Origin of the sequence: Aeromonas lacus (genome assembly GCF_000764665.1) — a bacterium.
Lineage (GTDB): Bacteria > Pseudomonadota > Gammaproteobacteria > Enterobacterales > Aeromonadaceae > Aeromonas > Aeromonas lacus.
In genome coordinates this window covers 16,053-30,074 of the sequence record NZ_JRGM01000016.1, presented here as the reverse complement: position 1 = coordinate 30,074, position 14,022 = coordinate 16,053, and the positions used below count along the sequence as shown (strand labels likewise).

At 58.4% G+C, this 14,022-nt stretch carries 13 protein-coding genes; 5 read left to right on the top strand and 8 right to left on the bottom strand.

Going from position 1 to position 14,022, the window contains the following annotated elements:
* Window positions 1-124 precede the first annotated feature (124 nt).
* The 4 genes from dkgB to LG31_RS0102405 all read right to left on the bottom strand — a co-directional run bounded on the left by dkgB (window position 125) and on the right by LG31_RS0102405 (window position 2,155).
* Window positions 125-928: a 2,5-didehydrogluconate reductase DkgB gene (dkgB, locus tag LG31_RS0102420; RefSeq protein WP_033112920.1), complete on the bottom strand. Its 804-nt coding sequence runs from the start codon at window positions 926-928 to the stop codon at window positions 125-127.
* Between the two features lie 46 nt (window positions 929-974).
* Entirely contained in the window at window positions 975-1,271 is a 297-nt protein-coding gene (locus LG31_RS0102415; RefSeq protein ID WP_033112919.1) for a putative quinol monooxygenase, read from the bottom strand.
* A 136-nt stretch (window positions 1,272-1,407) separates the two neighbouring features.
* Complete coding sequence (locus LG31_RS0102410) at window positions 1,408-1,770, bottom strand: VOC family protein (protein WP_033112918.1); 363 nt, start codon at window positions 1,768-1,770, stop codon at window positions 1,408-1,410.
* Window positions 1,757-2,155, bottom strand: coding sequence for a DUF6404 family protein (locus tag LG31_RS0102405; protein WP_033112917.1), 399 nt, complete (start codon window positions 2,153-2,155; stop codon window positions 1,757-1,759). The genes LG31_RS0102410 and LG31_RS0102405 overlap by 14 nt, the downstream gene beginning before the upstream one ends.
* A 193-nt stretch (window positions 2,156-2,348) precedes the next feature.
* Here LG31_RS0102405 and LG31_RS0102400 point away from each other — a divergent pair, with 193 nt between their 5' ends.
* Window positions 2,349-3,251 carry a LysR substrate-binding domain-containing protein gene (locus tag LG31_RS0102400; protein WP_033112916.1) on the top strand — a complete coding sequence of 301 codons (903 nt, stop codon included), beginning with the start codon at window positions 2,349-2,351 and terminating at the stop codon, window positions 3,249-3,251.
* A 115-nt stretch (window positions 3,252-3,366) separates the two neighbouring features.
* On the opposite strand, the gene LG31_RS0102395 is transcribed toward LG31_RS0102400, so the two are convergent.
* From LG31_RS0102395 to LG31_RS0102380, 4 genes are all read right to left on the bottom strand, one after another.
* Window positions 3,367-3,585, bottom strand: a complete 219-nt coding sequence (locus LG31_RS0102395) for a hypothetical protein (RefSeq protein WP_033112915.1) — start codon at window positions 3,583-3,585, stop codon at window positions 3,367-3,369.
* 180 nt (window positions 3,586-3,765) lie between these two features.
* Window positions 3,766-5,742, bottom strand: a complete 1,977-nt coding sequence (locus tag LG31_RS0102390) for a methyl-accepting chemotaxis protein (protein ID WP_033112914.1) — start codon at window positions 5,740-5,742, stop codon at window positions 3,766-3,768.
* Window positions 5,743-5,939: 197 nt separating this feature from the next.
* The gene (gene glpK / locus LG31_RS0102385; RefSeq protein WP_033112913.1) at window positions 5,940-7,442 is read right to left on the bottom strand and encodes a glycerol kinase GlpK; all 1,503 of its coding nucleotides are present in this window, start codon (window positions 7,440-7,442) and stop codon (window positions 5,940-5,942) included.
* 54 nt (window positions 7,443-7,496) lie between these two features.
* Window positions 7,497-8,345, bottom strand: coding sequence for an MIP/aquaporin family protein (locus LG31_RS0102380; protein WP_033112912.1), 849 nt, complete (start codon window positions 8,343-8,345; stop codon window positions 7,497-7,499).
* 491 nt (window positions 8,346-8,836) lie between these two features.
* Here LG31_RS0102380 and glpT point away from each other — a divergent pair, with 491 nt between their 5' ends.
* The 4 genes from glpT to glpQ all read left to right on the top strand — a co-directional run bounded on the left by glpT (window position 8,837) and on the right by glpQ (window position 14,019).
* Window positions 8,837-10,192, top strand: a complete 1,356-nt coding sequence (glpT, locus tag LG31_RS0102375; protein WP_033112911.1) for a glycerol-3-phosphate transporter — start codon at window positions 8,837-8,839, stop codon at window positions 10,190-10,192.
* A gap of 102 nt (window positions 10,193-10,294) precedes the next feature.
* Entirely contained in the window at window positions 10,295-11,053 is a 759-nt protein-coding gene (locus LG31_RS0102370; protein ID WP_033112910.1) for a DeoR/GlpR family transcriptional regulator, read from the top strand.
* A 294-nt stretch (window positions 11,054-11,347) separates the two neighbouring features.
* On the top strand, window positions 11,348-12,835 hold the full coding sequence (gene glpD / locus LG31_RS0102365; protein WP_033112909.1) for a glycerol-3-phosphate dehydrogenase: 1,488 nt from the start codon (window positions 11,348-11,350) through the stop codon (window positions 12,833-12,835).
* Between the two features lie 95 nt (window positions 12,836-12,930).
* Window positions 12,931-14,019, top strand: coding sequence for a glycerophosphodiester phosphodiesterase (gene glpQ, locus LG31_RS0102360; protein ID WP_033112908.1), 1,089 nt, complete (start codon window positions 12,931-12,933; stop codon window positions 14,017-14,019).
* Window positions 14,020-14,022 lie beyond the last annotated feature (3 nt).

Genomic DNA, 14,022 nt, shown 5'->3' with positions numbered 1-14,022 from the left:
AAAAATGTCATTGAGCGTTATTTGCTCCCTTCTCCCCTTGCGGGAGAAGGGTTGGGGATGAGGGGGAGCTATCTGGTTGAGGGCTCATGGCCCCCGCTCTTGCTATCGTTGAGCCTGTGTCTGCTTAATCCCAGTCCGGCGCAAAATCCGGGTTGGCGCAGCGCTCGCCCCGCTCCAGTGTGGCGATGGCGGCCATCTCCTCGCTGCTCAAGGTGATATCGAGGGCGGCCAGATTGGCGGCGAGATTCTCCCGCTTGGTGGAGCTAGGGATCACCGCCATGTTCTGGGCAAGTAGCCAGGCCAGCGACACCTGCGCCGCCGATACCCCGTGGCGTTTGCCGATCTCCATCAGCAGCGGCTCGGTGAGCACCTTGCCATAGGCGAGCGGCATATAGGCGGTGACGGCGATACCCTGGGCTTTGCAGAACTCGACCACCTTGCGGTTTTGCAGCAGCGGGTGGATCTCCACCTGCTGGTGGGCGATGGCGCCCGGCCCCAGAATGTCGATGGTTTCTTTAAGCTGGGCCACGGTGAAGTTGGAGACCCCGATCTCGCGGGTCAGGCCTTGTGCTTTAGCCTCGGCCAACTGCTCCAGATAGACCGCCATCGGCACCTCATCCTTGGGGGAGGGCCAGTGGATCAGCGTCAGATCCAGATAGTCGGTGCCGAGCTTCTCCAGACTTACTTCAAGGCTCGGGATCACCTTGCCCGGGCCAAACTCGCTGGTCCACACCTTGGTGGTCAGATAGATATCCTGGCGGGGCACGCCGCTCTCGCTCATCAGCTGGCCCACTTCGGCTTCGTTGGCGTAGATCTGGGCAGTGTCGATGTGGCGGTAGCCAAGTTCCAGCCCCTGCAACAGAGAGTCGCGCAGGGGGTGACCGGTCAGGCGAAAGGTTCCAAGACCCAGGTTGGGCATCTTCATCATGCTACTCCTCAAACGGGTTGCAAAGGGCGCTCAGTGGCGCGGCGGATCAGGCGTCCAGCGGCTGATAGCGGCGAATGGTGCTGCTGGCAAACCAGGGTTCGGCCTTGGCGACAAACTGGGTAAAGTGGGGCTGGCCCTGATGGGGGGTGAGGGCCGCTTCGCTCTCCCACACCTCGTAGAGCATCCAGCTGTTTGGATTGTCCAGATCCTGATGCAGCTGGTAGCGCTGGCAGCCCGCCTCTTGCAGGGTGGCCGCAATCAGCGGCTCAAGGGCGGCGCGAAACTGCTCGGCATATTCGGGTTTGGCTTCAAGCTGGGCAATCACAATAACGGGTGATGACATCGGAACCTCCTTGGCAAAAACGAAGGGTCAGTATGCCTGCCGTGACTTGCTGGAAACAGGGTTAATGGCGCAGCAGTGAATTGAGAGAGGCACAGCAATCGGGGGCCGTGGCCCCCTATTATCAGGTGCTTGCTTATCAGGTGCCGGCGGGTTCCGACCAGACGGCAAACTCATTACCGCTGGGTTCAACGAAGTGGAAACGGCGTCCACCGGGGAAGTCGAATAATGGGCGACTGATGGTGCCACCGTGTTGGCTCACCTTGGCTTGAGTCGCTTCAATATCGGCGCTGTAGAACACCAGCAGGGCGCCGCCCTGAGCTGCCTGGCTGCACTGATCCGCCCTATAGAATCCGCCATCCAGCCCCTCATTGGCAAAGGCACAGTAGTCGGGGCCGTAATCGACAAACTGCCAGCCAAATACAGTCTGAAAGAAGGCCTTGGTCGCGGCGAGATCCCTGGCCGCAAACTCCACATAGTTCAGTTTTTCATGGGCTTTCATTCAGTTCATCTCCCTCATCAACAGCATCGGTGGGCTCAGCAAGTTGTTCCCACGGGGTCAGTTTAAGCTGCTTGCGTCGCAGCCAGAGCCAAGATGCCATGGTCAGGCCGACGAATCCCGCAAACAAGGCTGTTTGGCGCAGGGCAAACAGCAGATCTATTGCCATAGGTTGCCAGCTGAAAAACCACATCGCCATGCCCCAGACAAGACCAATGCCGACCCCGAATACCAGAACGTTGGTTAGCCAGCCCTCATAGTGGGGCGGTTTGACGGGATAACCAAACCTGCGCAGCAGCCTGCACAGAGGGGGATTGTAGTTGGCATGCCATACCCCTTTGCTCGCCAGTTCCTGATGGGCGGCGGCCAGCCGATCTTCAAATGTCATGGTGTTCGTCCTTGTGATTGCTTGGTGCCATACGGTGCTTTTCTGGCTGCATTGTACTGACAAATCGCGAGTGTGGTGTGGGCTCGCTGTCACGTTATTTATCTGCACAAAGTAAGGGGCGCGCCACCACAGACTTGCCAATCCACAGCGGCTGCGCCTATAAAGGCCCATTACTCTTGTCCGGATAACAGCAATGAAGACCCATTCTGATGAACTGACCCTGTTTGTGGCGGTGGTGGAGGCGGGCAGTTTTCGCCAGGCGGCGGAGAACCTCGGCATGGATAACTCGGTGGTGAGCCGTGGCATCAAGCGGCTGGAGGAGAAGCTCTCCACCGTGTTGCTCAATCGCACCACCCGCCGGGTCAGCCTGACCGAGGAGGGGAGCTGGTTCTATCAGCGGGCGGTGAAGATCCTGACCGAGATGAGCGAGGCGGAGGGGCATCTGCTGATGCGCCGGGAACAACCCGAAGGGGTGTTGAGAGTCGATGCCGCTACCCCCTTTATCCTGCACCGGCTGGTGCCGATCATCGGCGAGTTTCGCCGCCGCTACCCTGCCATCGAGTTGCAGCTGCACAGCTCAGAGGGCTTTATCAATCTGATGGAGCGGCGGGTGGACATGGCCATCCGCATCGGCGAGCTGACCGACTCCTCCCTGCGTGCGCTGCCCCTTGGCCGTTCGCGGCTGCGGCTGCTGGCCTCCCCCACTTATTTGAGCGAGCGCGGCACCCCGCGCCAACCGGCGGATCTGCTGAGCGGTCACGAGCTGCTCGGTTTTTTGCATCCCGATCACCTCAACCACTGGCCGCTGCTCAGTGCCGAGCAGGGGGATCGCTTTGCCATCACCCCCAGCCTGCGCGCCAGTAGCGGCGAAACCTTGCGCCAGCTGGCGCTGGCGGGGCAGGGGATCGTCTGTCTGTCGGATTTCATGACCGGGCCGGATCGGGAGAGCGGCGCGCTGGTGGAGGTGCTGGCCCGCAGCAACAGTGGCGCCTCGCGCCCCATCAATGCGGTCTTCTACTCCGATGCCCAGCGGGATATCCGACTGCGGGTCTGGCTCGATTTTCTCAAAGAGCAGCTTGGCAGCCATACCTTGTAGTGCGGATTGGCTATTGCGGTTGGTCGCATCGGTTTGCGGTGAAGTAGATATGAAGCAGATACACAAACGGCCGACATAGGGTCGGCCGCCGGTTTGGGAAGGTGGGTGTGCCGGTTTAGCGCGGCAGTTTGCCAAAGACCCGGCTAAGCAGGGCGCCGCCGATGACGGGGGGGATGGCCAGCAGCAGGGTCCACTGCCATGAGATCCCACCCAGGGTAGCGGCCAGTACGATGGTGGTGAGGACCACCAGTTGTGCGACCATCATCAGAAAGGTGCCTTCGCGGGGGGTCAGTGCATTCTCTTCTTGGGCAGTGCGGGTGCTGGTCGGTTTCATGATCTCATTCCTCTTATTGAGCCTGATATCACTAAGCAACCGCCGTTCCATCTTTTTTCATGTTAATAATCAATATGTTGTGGGTTTTCTCGTTATTCCTGTTATGAGAGCGCTAGCAAAATGATTCGCAAAATGAAAACGCCACCTTGCGGTGGCGTTTTCATTTGCATGATAGGCAGGTCAACGGATGCGGTATTGGCGGATCTGCTCATCGATCGCTTTTGCCAGCTCGAACAGCTCGCGACTAGCGGCATTGCTCTCCTCTGCATGCTCGCGCTGATGTTCAGCTACCATGGCCAGCTCGTCGAGGGCGGCCTTGGCCTGCCCCATCTGCTGGTGCTGGGATTGGGCCAGCGCGCTTATTTCGTTGATCTCGAGTGCCGCCTGATTGATCTGGCTGGTAGCATCGATCAGTACCTCCTTGGCCTGACTCATCCGGCTGTATCCCTCTTCGCTCAAGGTGCGCGAGTCGGTCATCGAGTTGCTGGCCTGGCGGGTGCCCTCCTGCAGCCGCAGGATCAGATCCTGCACATCCTTGGTCGCTGTCTGGGTGCGCACCGCCAGTTGGCGCACCTCGTCGGCCACCACGGCAAAACCGCGCCCCATGTCGCCCGCCCGGGCGGCTTCGATGGCGGCGTTGAGGGCCAGCAGGTTGGTCTGGTTCGAGACATCGCGGATGAGGTTCATGATCTGGGTAATATCGTTGCTGTCCTTGACCACTTCATCGAGCAGGGTTGATGAGGTGCTAATGCTGCTGCGCAGCGTCTCAAGCCGGTTGGCACTCTGGGTGACATCCTGCTCGATGGTGCGCATATGGCCGGCGATATGGTGGGTCACCTCGTTGACGCCCATTGAGCGGCTGGCGATCTGCTCGGCATTATCCCCGATGATGGTGACGACGTTGGTCAACTCCTGAATGCTCTGGGCCTGCTGGTACGCCTCACCAGCCAGCGCTTGCGCCTGATGCAGGGATTGGGAGGATTGGGCGGACAGGGCGCTGCCCGATTGCTGGAAGCGGTAGAAGCTCTGGTTCAGGCTCTGGATCAGCCGGTTGAAGCTCTGGGCCATCAACCCCAGCTCCGACTCGTCGGAAAAGTCGAGGCGGGTTGCCAGATCCCGGTCTGCAGTGATGTGGTGCATGCCATCGGCCGCAAGGCGAATGGGACGGCTGATGGAGTGGGCGAGCCAGGCCGATGCCAGCATCGCCAGGGTGCCGATGGCGAGCGAGACCATGATGATGAGCTGACGGGATTCATGCAGTCCCTCCTCCAGCTCGGCGCCGTTTATCTCGCCGATCAGCACGCGGTTGAGCGCCGGTATGTAACGCACCGCGATAAGGTAGGTTTCACCATTCTGCGAAAGGGATTGGACGGCAACCTGTTCATGGGCGTTGGGAATGAGTTGCTTGACCGTTGCAAGGAAAGCGGCCTGATGGTGGGCCGCACCCTCCTGCTCCTGATCCGGGTGGATTTCGATGGAGCCGTTCATATCAGCCATATAGACCTGACCACTCTTGCCGATCCGGTAGCTGCTGATGAGCTTGCGCAGCGCATTCATATTGATGGAAGTGCCCGCTACCGCCAGCGTCTTGCCTTCGGACGTGACGGCCGTATTGATGTAGAGCGAGGCGCGCTTGTCAAAGTCCGAGATATCGAGGTTCAGCTCGTAGGGGTGATTGCGTTTGAGAAAGCCGTAGAACCAGTCATCTTTCAGGTCTGACTCGTGCAGCTGTTTCTGGGCTGTGGGGCCGCCGCTGAAGTTGATCAGGGTATTGGTCTGGAGCGGCGCGATAAAGACATTGCCGCCAATGCGCTGCTGCAGTGCCTGAAAGTAGTGCTCCATCTTGGGCCACTCTGCTGCCGGCATACCCTGAGCCAACCAGTCGATGACGAAGCTGTTGCTGGCCAGTGCCTGTGCTTCGGTCAAGTGGTGGGTCAGTTCGGCAGTGAGCTGGTTGGCGATGCGATCCACGCTGCTTGGCAGCTCATAGCGCTCGACCCGCTGCTGCGCCTGAGTGTGGGAGATCTGTTCCAGGATCAGGGTGATACAACTGATGGCGATGACCATCAGTATGGCGACACCGGAGAGGATCCGGGTTCTGATCCCGAGTCCTGACCAGAGGAAGTTAAGTGAAAATCGGTTTATCGCTCTGTCCATAATCCCTAGCTCCTGTAAAAAACAGGTCGCATATGCGACCCAGAAGCAAATTATAGATAAACAACTCAATTAAGTTGTGCCGAGTGCATAAGTGAATATCGACAGGGGATGGAGAGGGGAGATAGAGGTAAAAAGAGAGGCCGACATTGCTGTCGGCCTCTCACGTTTTTCATCTCAAGGCTGTGTCGGTGACCCGATCACTCCTCTTCTGCCCAGCGGCGCGAACGCTCGACCGCTTTCTTCCAACCGCTGTAGCGTTTGGCACGATCGTCGCGGTCCATCTGCGGGATGAACTCGCGGTCCACGCTGAACTTGTCTTCCAGCTCGTCCGAGCTTTTCCAGAAGCCGACGGCCAGACCTGCCAGGAAGGCGGCACCCATGGCGGTGGTCTCGATGCGGGTCGGACGCACCACCGGTGTATGCATCATGTCGGACTGGAACTGCATCAGGAAGTCGTTGGCCACAGCGCCACCGTCTACTTTCAGGGCTGCCAGCTTGATGCCGGAGTCCTGCTGCATCGCATCCAGCACATCGCGGCTCTGATAGGCGATGGATTCCAGCGCGGCACGGATGATGTGGTTGCGGTTGGCACCGCGGGTCAGGCCGACCATGGTGCCGCGAGCATACGGATCCCAGTAAGGTGCACCCAGACCGACGAAGGCCGGTACCAGATAGACGCCATTGGTATCGCCCACCTTGGAGGCGAAGTAGTCGGTATCGCGGGCATCGTGAATGATCTTGAGCTCGTCACGCAGCCACTGGATGGTAGCGCCGCCCATAAACACCGCACCTTCCAGCGCGTAGTTCACTTCCCCTTTCGGGCCGATGGCGACTGTGGTCAGCAGGCCGTTACTGGAGCGAACCGGCTCGGTACCTGTGTTCATCAGCATGAAGCAGCCGGTGCCGTAGGTGTTCTTGGCCATCCCTTTTTCGAAGCAGAGCTGGCCGAACAGGGCAGACTGCTGGTCACCGGCGATACCGGCGATGGGGATGCGGGAGCCGCCGCCACGGGTGGTGTAGCCATACACCTCGGAAGAGGGTTTCACTTCCGGCAGCATGGACATGGGGATGCCCAGCTCGTCCAGCATGCGCTGATCCCACTTCAGGTCGCGGATGTTGTAGAGCATGGTACGGGAGGCGTTGGTCGGGTCGGTGACGTGCACTTCACCGTTGGTCATCTTCCATACCAGCCAGGTGTCGATGGTGCCGAACAGCAGCTCGCCGTTCATCGCCTTCTCGCGGGCACCTTCCACGTTGTCGAGGATCCACTTCACCTTGGTACCGGAGAAGTAGGCGTCCAGTACCAGACCGGTATTTTCACGCACGTACTCTTCCAGACCGCGTGCTTTCAGCTCTTCACAGATGGCAGCGGTGCGGCGGCACTGCCAGACGATGGCGTTGTAGATGGGTTTGCCGGTGGCCTTTTCCCACACGACTGTGGTTTCACGCTGGTTGGTGATACCGATGGCGGCGATCTCTTCGCTGCGCAGGCCAGTCTTGGCCAGCACTTCGGTGAAGACGGAGGATTGGGTTGCCCAGATCTCCATCGGGTCGTGCTCTACCCAGCCCGCTTTCGGGTAGTGCTGGGTGAATTCGCGCTGGGAGGTGCCAACGATATTGGCATCCTGATCAAAGACGATGGCGCGGGAAGAGGTAGTACCCTGGTCCAGAGCGACGACATATTTCTTTTCAGCAGACATGATGTTCTCCACGTTTTTATTTTCCACGTTTTTACACGTTGGGGAGGGGCGCTCTTAGGCGGCGGCCTCTTCTTTGGCGGTTTGGGCAGCTTGCTCGGTGGCGGCAACACGGTTGCCCGGTACACAGGGAGCCAGCACTTTGACATAGAGGGCAGTACCAATCTGGGCACCGACGATAGGGCCAAGGATGGGTACCCAGAAGTAGGGGTTATCACGGCCACCGGTCATGGCCACATCACCCCAGCCGGCCAGGAAGGCGAACAGTTTGGGGCCAAAATCACGAGCCGGGTTCATGGCAAAACCGGTTAACGGGCCGAGGGAGGCACCGATCACGGCGATCAGGATACCGATCAGCAATGCGGCGGCAAAGCCTTTGGGAGCGCCGTTGTTGTTGTCGCCCAGCGCCATGATGCCCAGCATCAGGACGGCGGTGATCACCAGCTCGACGGTGAAGGCCTGCAGGTTGGAGATGGCGCCATTGGGATAGGTAGAGAAGATCCCGGCGGTACCGAGGCTCTCGACGCTGCCGCGCACTACGTTGTGGGTCACTTCCCACTGGGTGAACAGGTTGCTATAGAGGAAGTAGACCAGCGCGGCGAAGCAGAAGGCGCCGGCGATCTGGGCGATGATGTAGGGCACCACTTTGCGCTTGTCAAAACCGGCGAAGGTCATTAACGCCAGGGTGACGGCCGGGTTGAGGTGGGCACCCGAAATACCGCCGGTCACATAGATGGCGATGGCAACGCCCAGACCCCAGGTAATGGAAATTTCCCACTGCCCGAAGTTGGCTCCCGCCAGTACCAATGCGGCGACACATCCGACGCCGAAGAAGATCAGCAGGCCGGTTCCGATAAACTCGGCGATGCACTCGCCAAGCAGGGTATTGGGTCTTTGTATGCTCATAAGTATTCCTTAGGTATCCACCCGTAGAGGTTTGATGTTCCGTTTTATCTTTATTGTGGCTATCCATTGCGACCGAAAACGTTTCCTTGTTCTTTATTCTTCTTGCGCAAACGTTATGTTCGTTTTCGCTCGTTCTCGGACGTGAGAGAAAATAAACCTTCCCATAAATTTCACCATCCCCCCGCCATGGGAAATGTGGACAAGATCCCACTCATTGCTAAGAAAATGTGACGTAAAGCAATATGCAATCTCCATAATACCCCCTATGAGGTAGTCTCTAACCCTTGCTGTACAAGGGATGACGCTTGATGAGTGTTTTCTCATTTGGAGCTTTTTTTTGTAATAAAACTGCAATATTTGAGCATGCATCACAGAACTTATGAGCGCATATGAGCACAATTGGCTCGCTTACGAATCAATGGACTCACCTGATTCGTCTGACTGTTCAAGGGCACCCTCAACAGCCCATAACAACAATAAGGAAGCAGAACATGCTTAGTCTCTTCAGGCCTGCGGCGCACATCGACAGGCTCCCGGCCGACAAGGTCGACCCCTTCTACAAACGCATGCGTTGGCAAGTGTTCTTCGGGATCTTCTTCGGTTACGCCGGCTACTATCTGGTGCGGAAAAACTTCAGTCTGGCCATGCCTTACCTGGTCGAGCAGGGTTTTTCCCGCGGAGATCTTGGCTTTGCCCTCTCCGGGGTGTCCATCGCCTATGGTCTCTCCAAGTTCCTGATGGGGAACGTCTCTGACCGCTCCAACGCCCGTTACTTCCTCTCTGCCGGCCTGCTGCTGTCAGCTGCGCTGATGTTCATGATGGGTACCATGCACTGGGCCACCTCCAGCATCGGCATCATGTTCGTGCTCTTGTTCCTGAACGGCTGGGCACAGGGCATGGGCTGGCCGCCCTGTGGTCGCACCATGGTGCACTGGTGGTCACAGAAAGAGCGGGGCGAAGTGGTCTCGGTCTGGAACGTGGCTCACAACGTGGGTGGCGGCATGATTGGTCCGCTGTTCATTCTCGGGATGGGCTGGTTCAACGACTGGCGCAGTGCCTTCTATGTTCCGGCAGCCGCAGCGGCAGCCATCGCGGTGATCGCCTTCTTCGTGATGCGCGATACCCCGCAATCGGTCGGTCTGCCTCCCATCGAGGAGTACAAGAACGATTTTCCCAAGGATTACAACGAGAGCCACGAGCAGGAGTTTTCCGCCAAGGAGATCTTCGTCAAGTACGTGCTGCACAACAAACTGCTGTGGTACATCGCCATTGCCAACGCCTTCGTTTACCTCATTCGTTACGGTGTGCTGGACTGGGCGCCGACCTACCTGAAAGAGGCCAAGGATTTCAGCGTCGACAAATCCTCCTGGGCTTACTTCCTCTATGAGTGGGCCGGTATTCCGGGCACCCTGCTGTGCGGCTGGATCTCTGACAAGATGTTCCAGGGCCGCCGTGCTCCGGCCGGTATCCTGTTCATGGTGCTGGTAACCCTGTTCGTGCTGGTCTATTGGCTCAACCCGGCTGGCAACCCGACCGTCGACATGCTGGCACTGGTGGCCATCGGCTTCCTCATCTACGGCCCTGTCATGCTGATCGGTCTCTATGCGCTGGAGCTGGCGCCGAAGAAAGCAGCTGGTACTGCGGCAGGTTTCACCGGTCTGTTTGGTTATCTGGGTGGCGCTGTGGCTGCCAACGCCATGCTGGGCTACACCGTTGACCACTTCGGCTGGGACGGCGGCTTTATGGTGCTGACCGTATCCTGCGTGCTCTCCATCATCTTGCTGGCGATGACCCTCAAGCACGAGAACCTCGCCGTGGCAGCCAGAGCCGAGGCGCATAAGGCATAAAACGTGATCCTCAGCTTATTGATCCCCAAGGGGATCGGGTAAACTGCCAAAAGGCCCCGCACCTGCCGGGGCCTTTTTTCGTCTCATCATCGGAGTGCAAGCGTGAAGCAAACCCAACGACATCTGGAAATCCTGGACGTCCTGACGCGGCAGGGATTTGTCTCGACCGACGATCTGGTGACCCATTTTGATGTCAGTCCCCAGACCATTCGCCGGGATCTGAACGATCTCGCCGAACAGAACAAGATCCGGCGCCACCATGGCGGTGCCTCCCTGCATTCGAGTACCGTCAATACCGCCTACAGCGCCCGCAAAGTGATGCAGCTCAAGGAGAAAGAGCGTATCGCCCGCGAGGTAGCCGCCAATATTCCCGATGGCTCCTCCCTCTTTATCGATATCGGCACCACTACCGAAGCCATTGCCCGAGCTCTGCTTGATCACCGCGAGCTGCGCATCGTCACCAACAACCTCAACGTGGCCAGCATTCTGACAGCCAAGGATGATTTTACCGTCATCATTGCCGGTGGCGAGATCCGCAACCGGGATGGTGGCATCGTGGGGGAGGCGACCCGTGACTTTATCGGCCAGTTCCGCATGGACTATGGTGTCATCGGCATCTCGGGTATCGACAACGACGGCTCCCTGCTCGATTTCGACTATCACGAGGTGAAGATCGCCCAGGCCATCATCGCCCACTCCCGCCAGGTCTTTCTGGCGGCTGACCACACCAAGTTTGGTCGCAATGCCATGGTTAACCTCGGCAACATCAATCAGGTTCACGCGCTCTTTACCGACCAGGAGCCGCCCGAGAAATTGACAAGATTGATGGCCCAGCATCAGGTCGCCTGCCATATCTGCTGATATAGCGCCTGTGTTGTGGAGTTCAGGTCGCCCTGTCGGGCGGCCTCCCTTCCGTTATTCCCCCCCTTTGGGGTATTGCCTTCCCGTCCTTTCCCTCTTTGCTTTTTAAACACCATTGCCATGGTGTTGGCAATTTCTCCTTTCATCGCCCCATGCGTAGCTCCGAGCCTGTTTGGCTGCACATTGTGATCACACTTTTACAACTAAATGTTCGTTTGATGTTTCTTTGTGTTCTAAAATGAGCGAAATCAAACATTGCTGTTATGGCAATCATAAAAATGAAAGTAGGTGAACATGAGCGAACATTATGATCTGGTCGTCGTTGGTGGCGGCATCAACGGGGTAGGCATTGCAGCTGATGCGGCAGGGCGGGGTTTGAAAGTTGCCCTGTTCGAGGCGCAGGATCTCGCCTCAGCCACCTCTTCCAACTCCAGCAAGCTGATTCACGGTGGCTTGCGCTATCTCGAACATTACGAATTCCGGCTGGTGAAAGAGGCGCTGGCGGAGCGGGAGGTGCTGCTCGGCATGGCGCCTCACATCGCCCGGCCGATGCGTTTTCGCCTGCCCCATCGCCCGCATCTGCGTCCGGCCTGGATGATCCGCGCCGGCCTCTTCCTTTATGACAATCTGGCCAAGCGCGACAAGCTCAAGGGGAGCTGTGGCGTGCGCTTCCTGCCGCAAGATGGCCTCACCTCCGGTATCAACAAGGGGTTCGAGTATTCGGACGCCTGGGTCGACGATGCCCGCCTGGTGGTGCTCAATGCCATGATGGCGCGCGACAAGGGTGCCGACGTGCAAACCCGCACCCGCTGCGTCAAGGCGGAGCGCGGCTCAAAGCACTGGACGCTCACTTTGGAGCGGGAAGGGGGCGAGCAGTTCAGCGTCACTTGCCGCGGTCTGGTCAATGCGGCCGGCCCCTGGGTCAAGACCTTCTATGACGAGAGCCTGCACGAGAAATCCCCGCGCGGCATTCGTCTCATCAAGGGCAGCCACATGATAGTGCCGCGCATCCATGAGCGCGAAGAGGCCTACATCCTGCAAAACGAGGACAACCGCATCGTCTTCGTCATCCCTTATCAGCAGGACTACTCCCTCATCGGCACTACCGATGTGGAGCACAAGGGCAGCCCGCGGGAAGCGAAGATCAGTGACGCCGAGATCAACTACTTGTGCAAGGTGGTCAACGCCCACTTCACCCGCCAGATCGCACCCAAAGACGTGATCTGGACTTATGCCGGGGTGCGTCCGCTGTGCGATGACGAATCCGACTCGCCGCAAGCGGTGACGCGCGACTACACCCTCGAACTCTCCGGTGAATCCGATGGTGCGCCGCTCTTGTCGGTGTTTGGCGGCAAGCTCACCACTTACCGCAAGCTGGCTCAGGCCGCCTGCAACAAGCTCAAGCCCTGGTTCAACCAGATGGGGGAGGACTGGACTGCCAGCAGCCGGTTGCCAGGCGGTGAGTTTGACTGCTCGGTTCGCGAGCTGGCACGCGCCTTTGCGCTGGAGTTTGACTGGCTCGATGATCGCAGCGCCCTGCGTATCGCCGAAGCCTATGGCGCCCATGCCCGGCTCTGGCTCAAGGAGCCCCGTGGCCAGCACTTTGGTGCCGGACTATACGAATCTGAGGTGCGCTATCTTATCGAGCGGGAGTGGGCCTGCACTCTGGAAGATATCCTCTGGCGTCGCAGCAAGCTGGGGCTGCGCCTGTCCGATCTCGAGCAACAACAACTGGGTGAGTGGCTGGCACACCATCACCACGGCCTGCGCAAAGCAAGCTGAATCCTCTGAAGGGCGGCCCTGCGTCGCTCTTTCTATAACTGCAATAAACCTCTGATATAACAACTACCTACACACAATAATAAAGAGTGTCACATATGAAAAAACTCACCGTCTCCCTCATAGCGCTAAGCCTTGGGGCATCCCTCTCATTACCTGTTCTGGCCGTCGACGAAGGCAAGATAGTGATTGCTCACCGGGGCGCCTCCGGCTACCTGCCCGAGCACACTCTGGAGTCCAAGGCATTGGCTTACGGCATGGGAGCCGATTATCTGGAGCAGGATCTGGTGATGACCAAGGATGACCAGCTGGTGGTGATGCACGATCACTTCCTCGACGGCATCACCGATGTGGCTGAGCGTTTCCCCGGCCGGGCCCGCCCGGATGGTCGCTACTATGTGGTGGATTTCACCCTGGATGAAGTGCGCTCCCTGCGCATGACCGAGCCGTTCCAGCTGGTGGACGGCAAGCAGGTGCCGGTCTATCCGGCCCGCTTCCCGCTCTGGCAGTCGGACTTCAAGATCCACACCTTCCAGGAAGAGATCGAGATGATCCAGGGGCTCAACAAGAGCACCGGCAAGAACATCGGTATCTACCCGGAGATTAAAGCCCCCTGGCTGTTCCGCCACGAGGGCAAAGACATCTCCAAGGCGGTGCTGAAGGTATTGAAGCAGTACGGTTACACCAGCAAGGATGACAAGGTCTATCTGCAGTGTTTCGACACCAACGAGCTCAAGCGCATCAACAGCGAGCTGATGCCGGCTATGGGCATGGATCTCAAACTGGTGCAGCTGATGGCCGAGACCGACTGGAACGAGACCATGGTCTATGACGCCAAAGGCAAGGCAACCCCCTACAGCTATGACTGGATGTTCAAGCCGGGCGCCATGAAGGAGATCGCCAGTTACGCCGAGGGGATCGGCCCGTGGAAACCGATGATAGTGCCGGAGCCGGGTACCTTGGGTAAACCGACCTTCACCGGCATGGTAAAAGAGGCGCATGCGGCGGGTCTCAAGGTTCACCCCTATACCTTCCGTCAGGATGAGGGGCAGATCCCGGCCTATGCGAAAGACTTCACTGATCTGCTCAACATCTTCCTCTATCAGGCCGATGTAGACGGAGTATTCAGCGACTTCCCCGACAAGGCGGTTGCCGTCATCCAAGCCCATGAAGGGACACGGAAATAGTTG

Coding starts and splice junctions, on each gene's coding strand:
- dkgB (WP_033112920.1), bottom strand. CDS start 928: ATGATGAAGATGCCCAACCTGGGTCTTGGAACCTTTCGCCTGACCGGT.
- glpK (WP_033112913.1), bottom strand. CDS start 7,442: ATGTCTGCTGAAAAGAAATATGTCGTCGCTCTGGACCAGGGTACTACC.
- LG31_RS0102395 (WP_033112915.1), bottom strand. CDS start 3,585: ATGAAACCGACCAGCACCCGCACTGCCCAAGAAGAGAATGCACTGACC.
- LG31_RS0102400 (WP_033112916.1), top strand. CDS start 2,349: ATGAAGACCCATTCTGATGAACTGACCCTGTTTGTGGCGGTGGTGGAG.
- glpQ (WP_033112908.1), top strand. CDS start 12,931: ATGAAAAAACTCACCGTCTCCCTCATAGCGCTAAGCCTTGGGGCATCC.
- LG31_RS0102380 (WP_033112912.1), bottom strand. CDS start 8,345: ATGAGCATACAAAGACCCAATACCCTGCTTGGCGAGTGCATCGCCGAG.
- LG31_RS0102390 (WP_033112914.1), bottom strand. CDS start 5,742: ATGGACAGAGCGATAAACCGATTTTCACTTAACTTCCTCTGGTCAGGA.
- LG31_RS0102405 (WP_033112917.1), bottom strand. CDS start 2,155: ATGACATTTGAAGATCGGCTGGCCGCCGCCCATCAGGAACTGGCGAGC.
- LG31_RS0102410 (WP_033112918.1), bottom strand. CDS start 1,770: ATGAAAGCCCATGAAAAACTGAACTATGTGGAGTTTGCGGCCAGGGAT.
- LG31_RS0102415 (WP_033112919.1), bottom strand. CDS start 1,271: ATGTCATCACCCGTTATTGTGATTGCCCAGCTTGAAGCCAAACCCGAA.
- glpT (WP_033112911.1), top strand. CDS start 8,837: ATGCTTAGTCTCTTCAGGCCTGCGGCGCACATCGACAGGCTCCCGGCC.
- glpD (WP_033112909.1), top strand. CDS start 11,348: ATGAGCGAACATTATGATCTGGTCGTCGTTGGTGGCGGCATCAACGGG.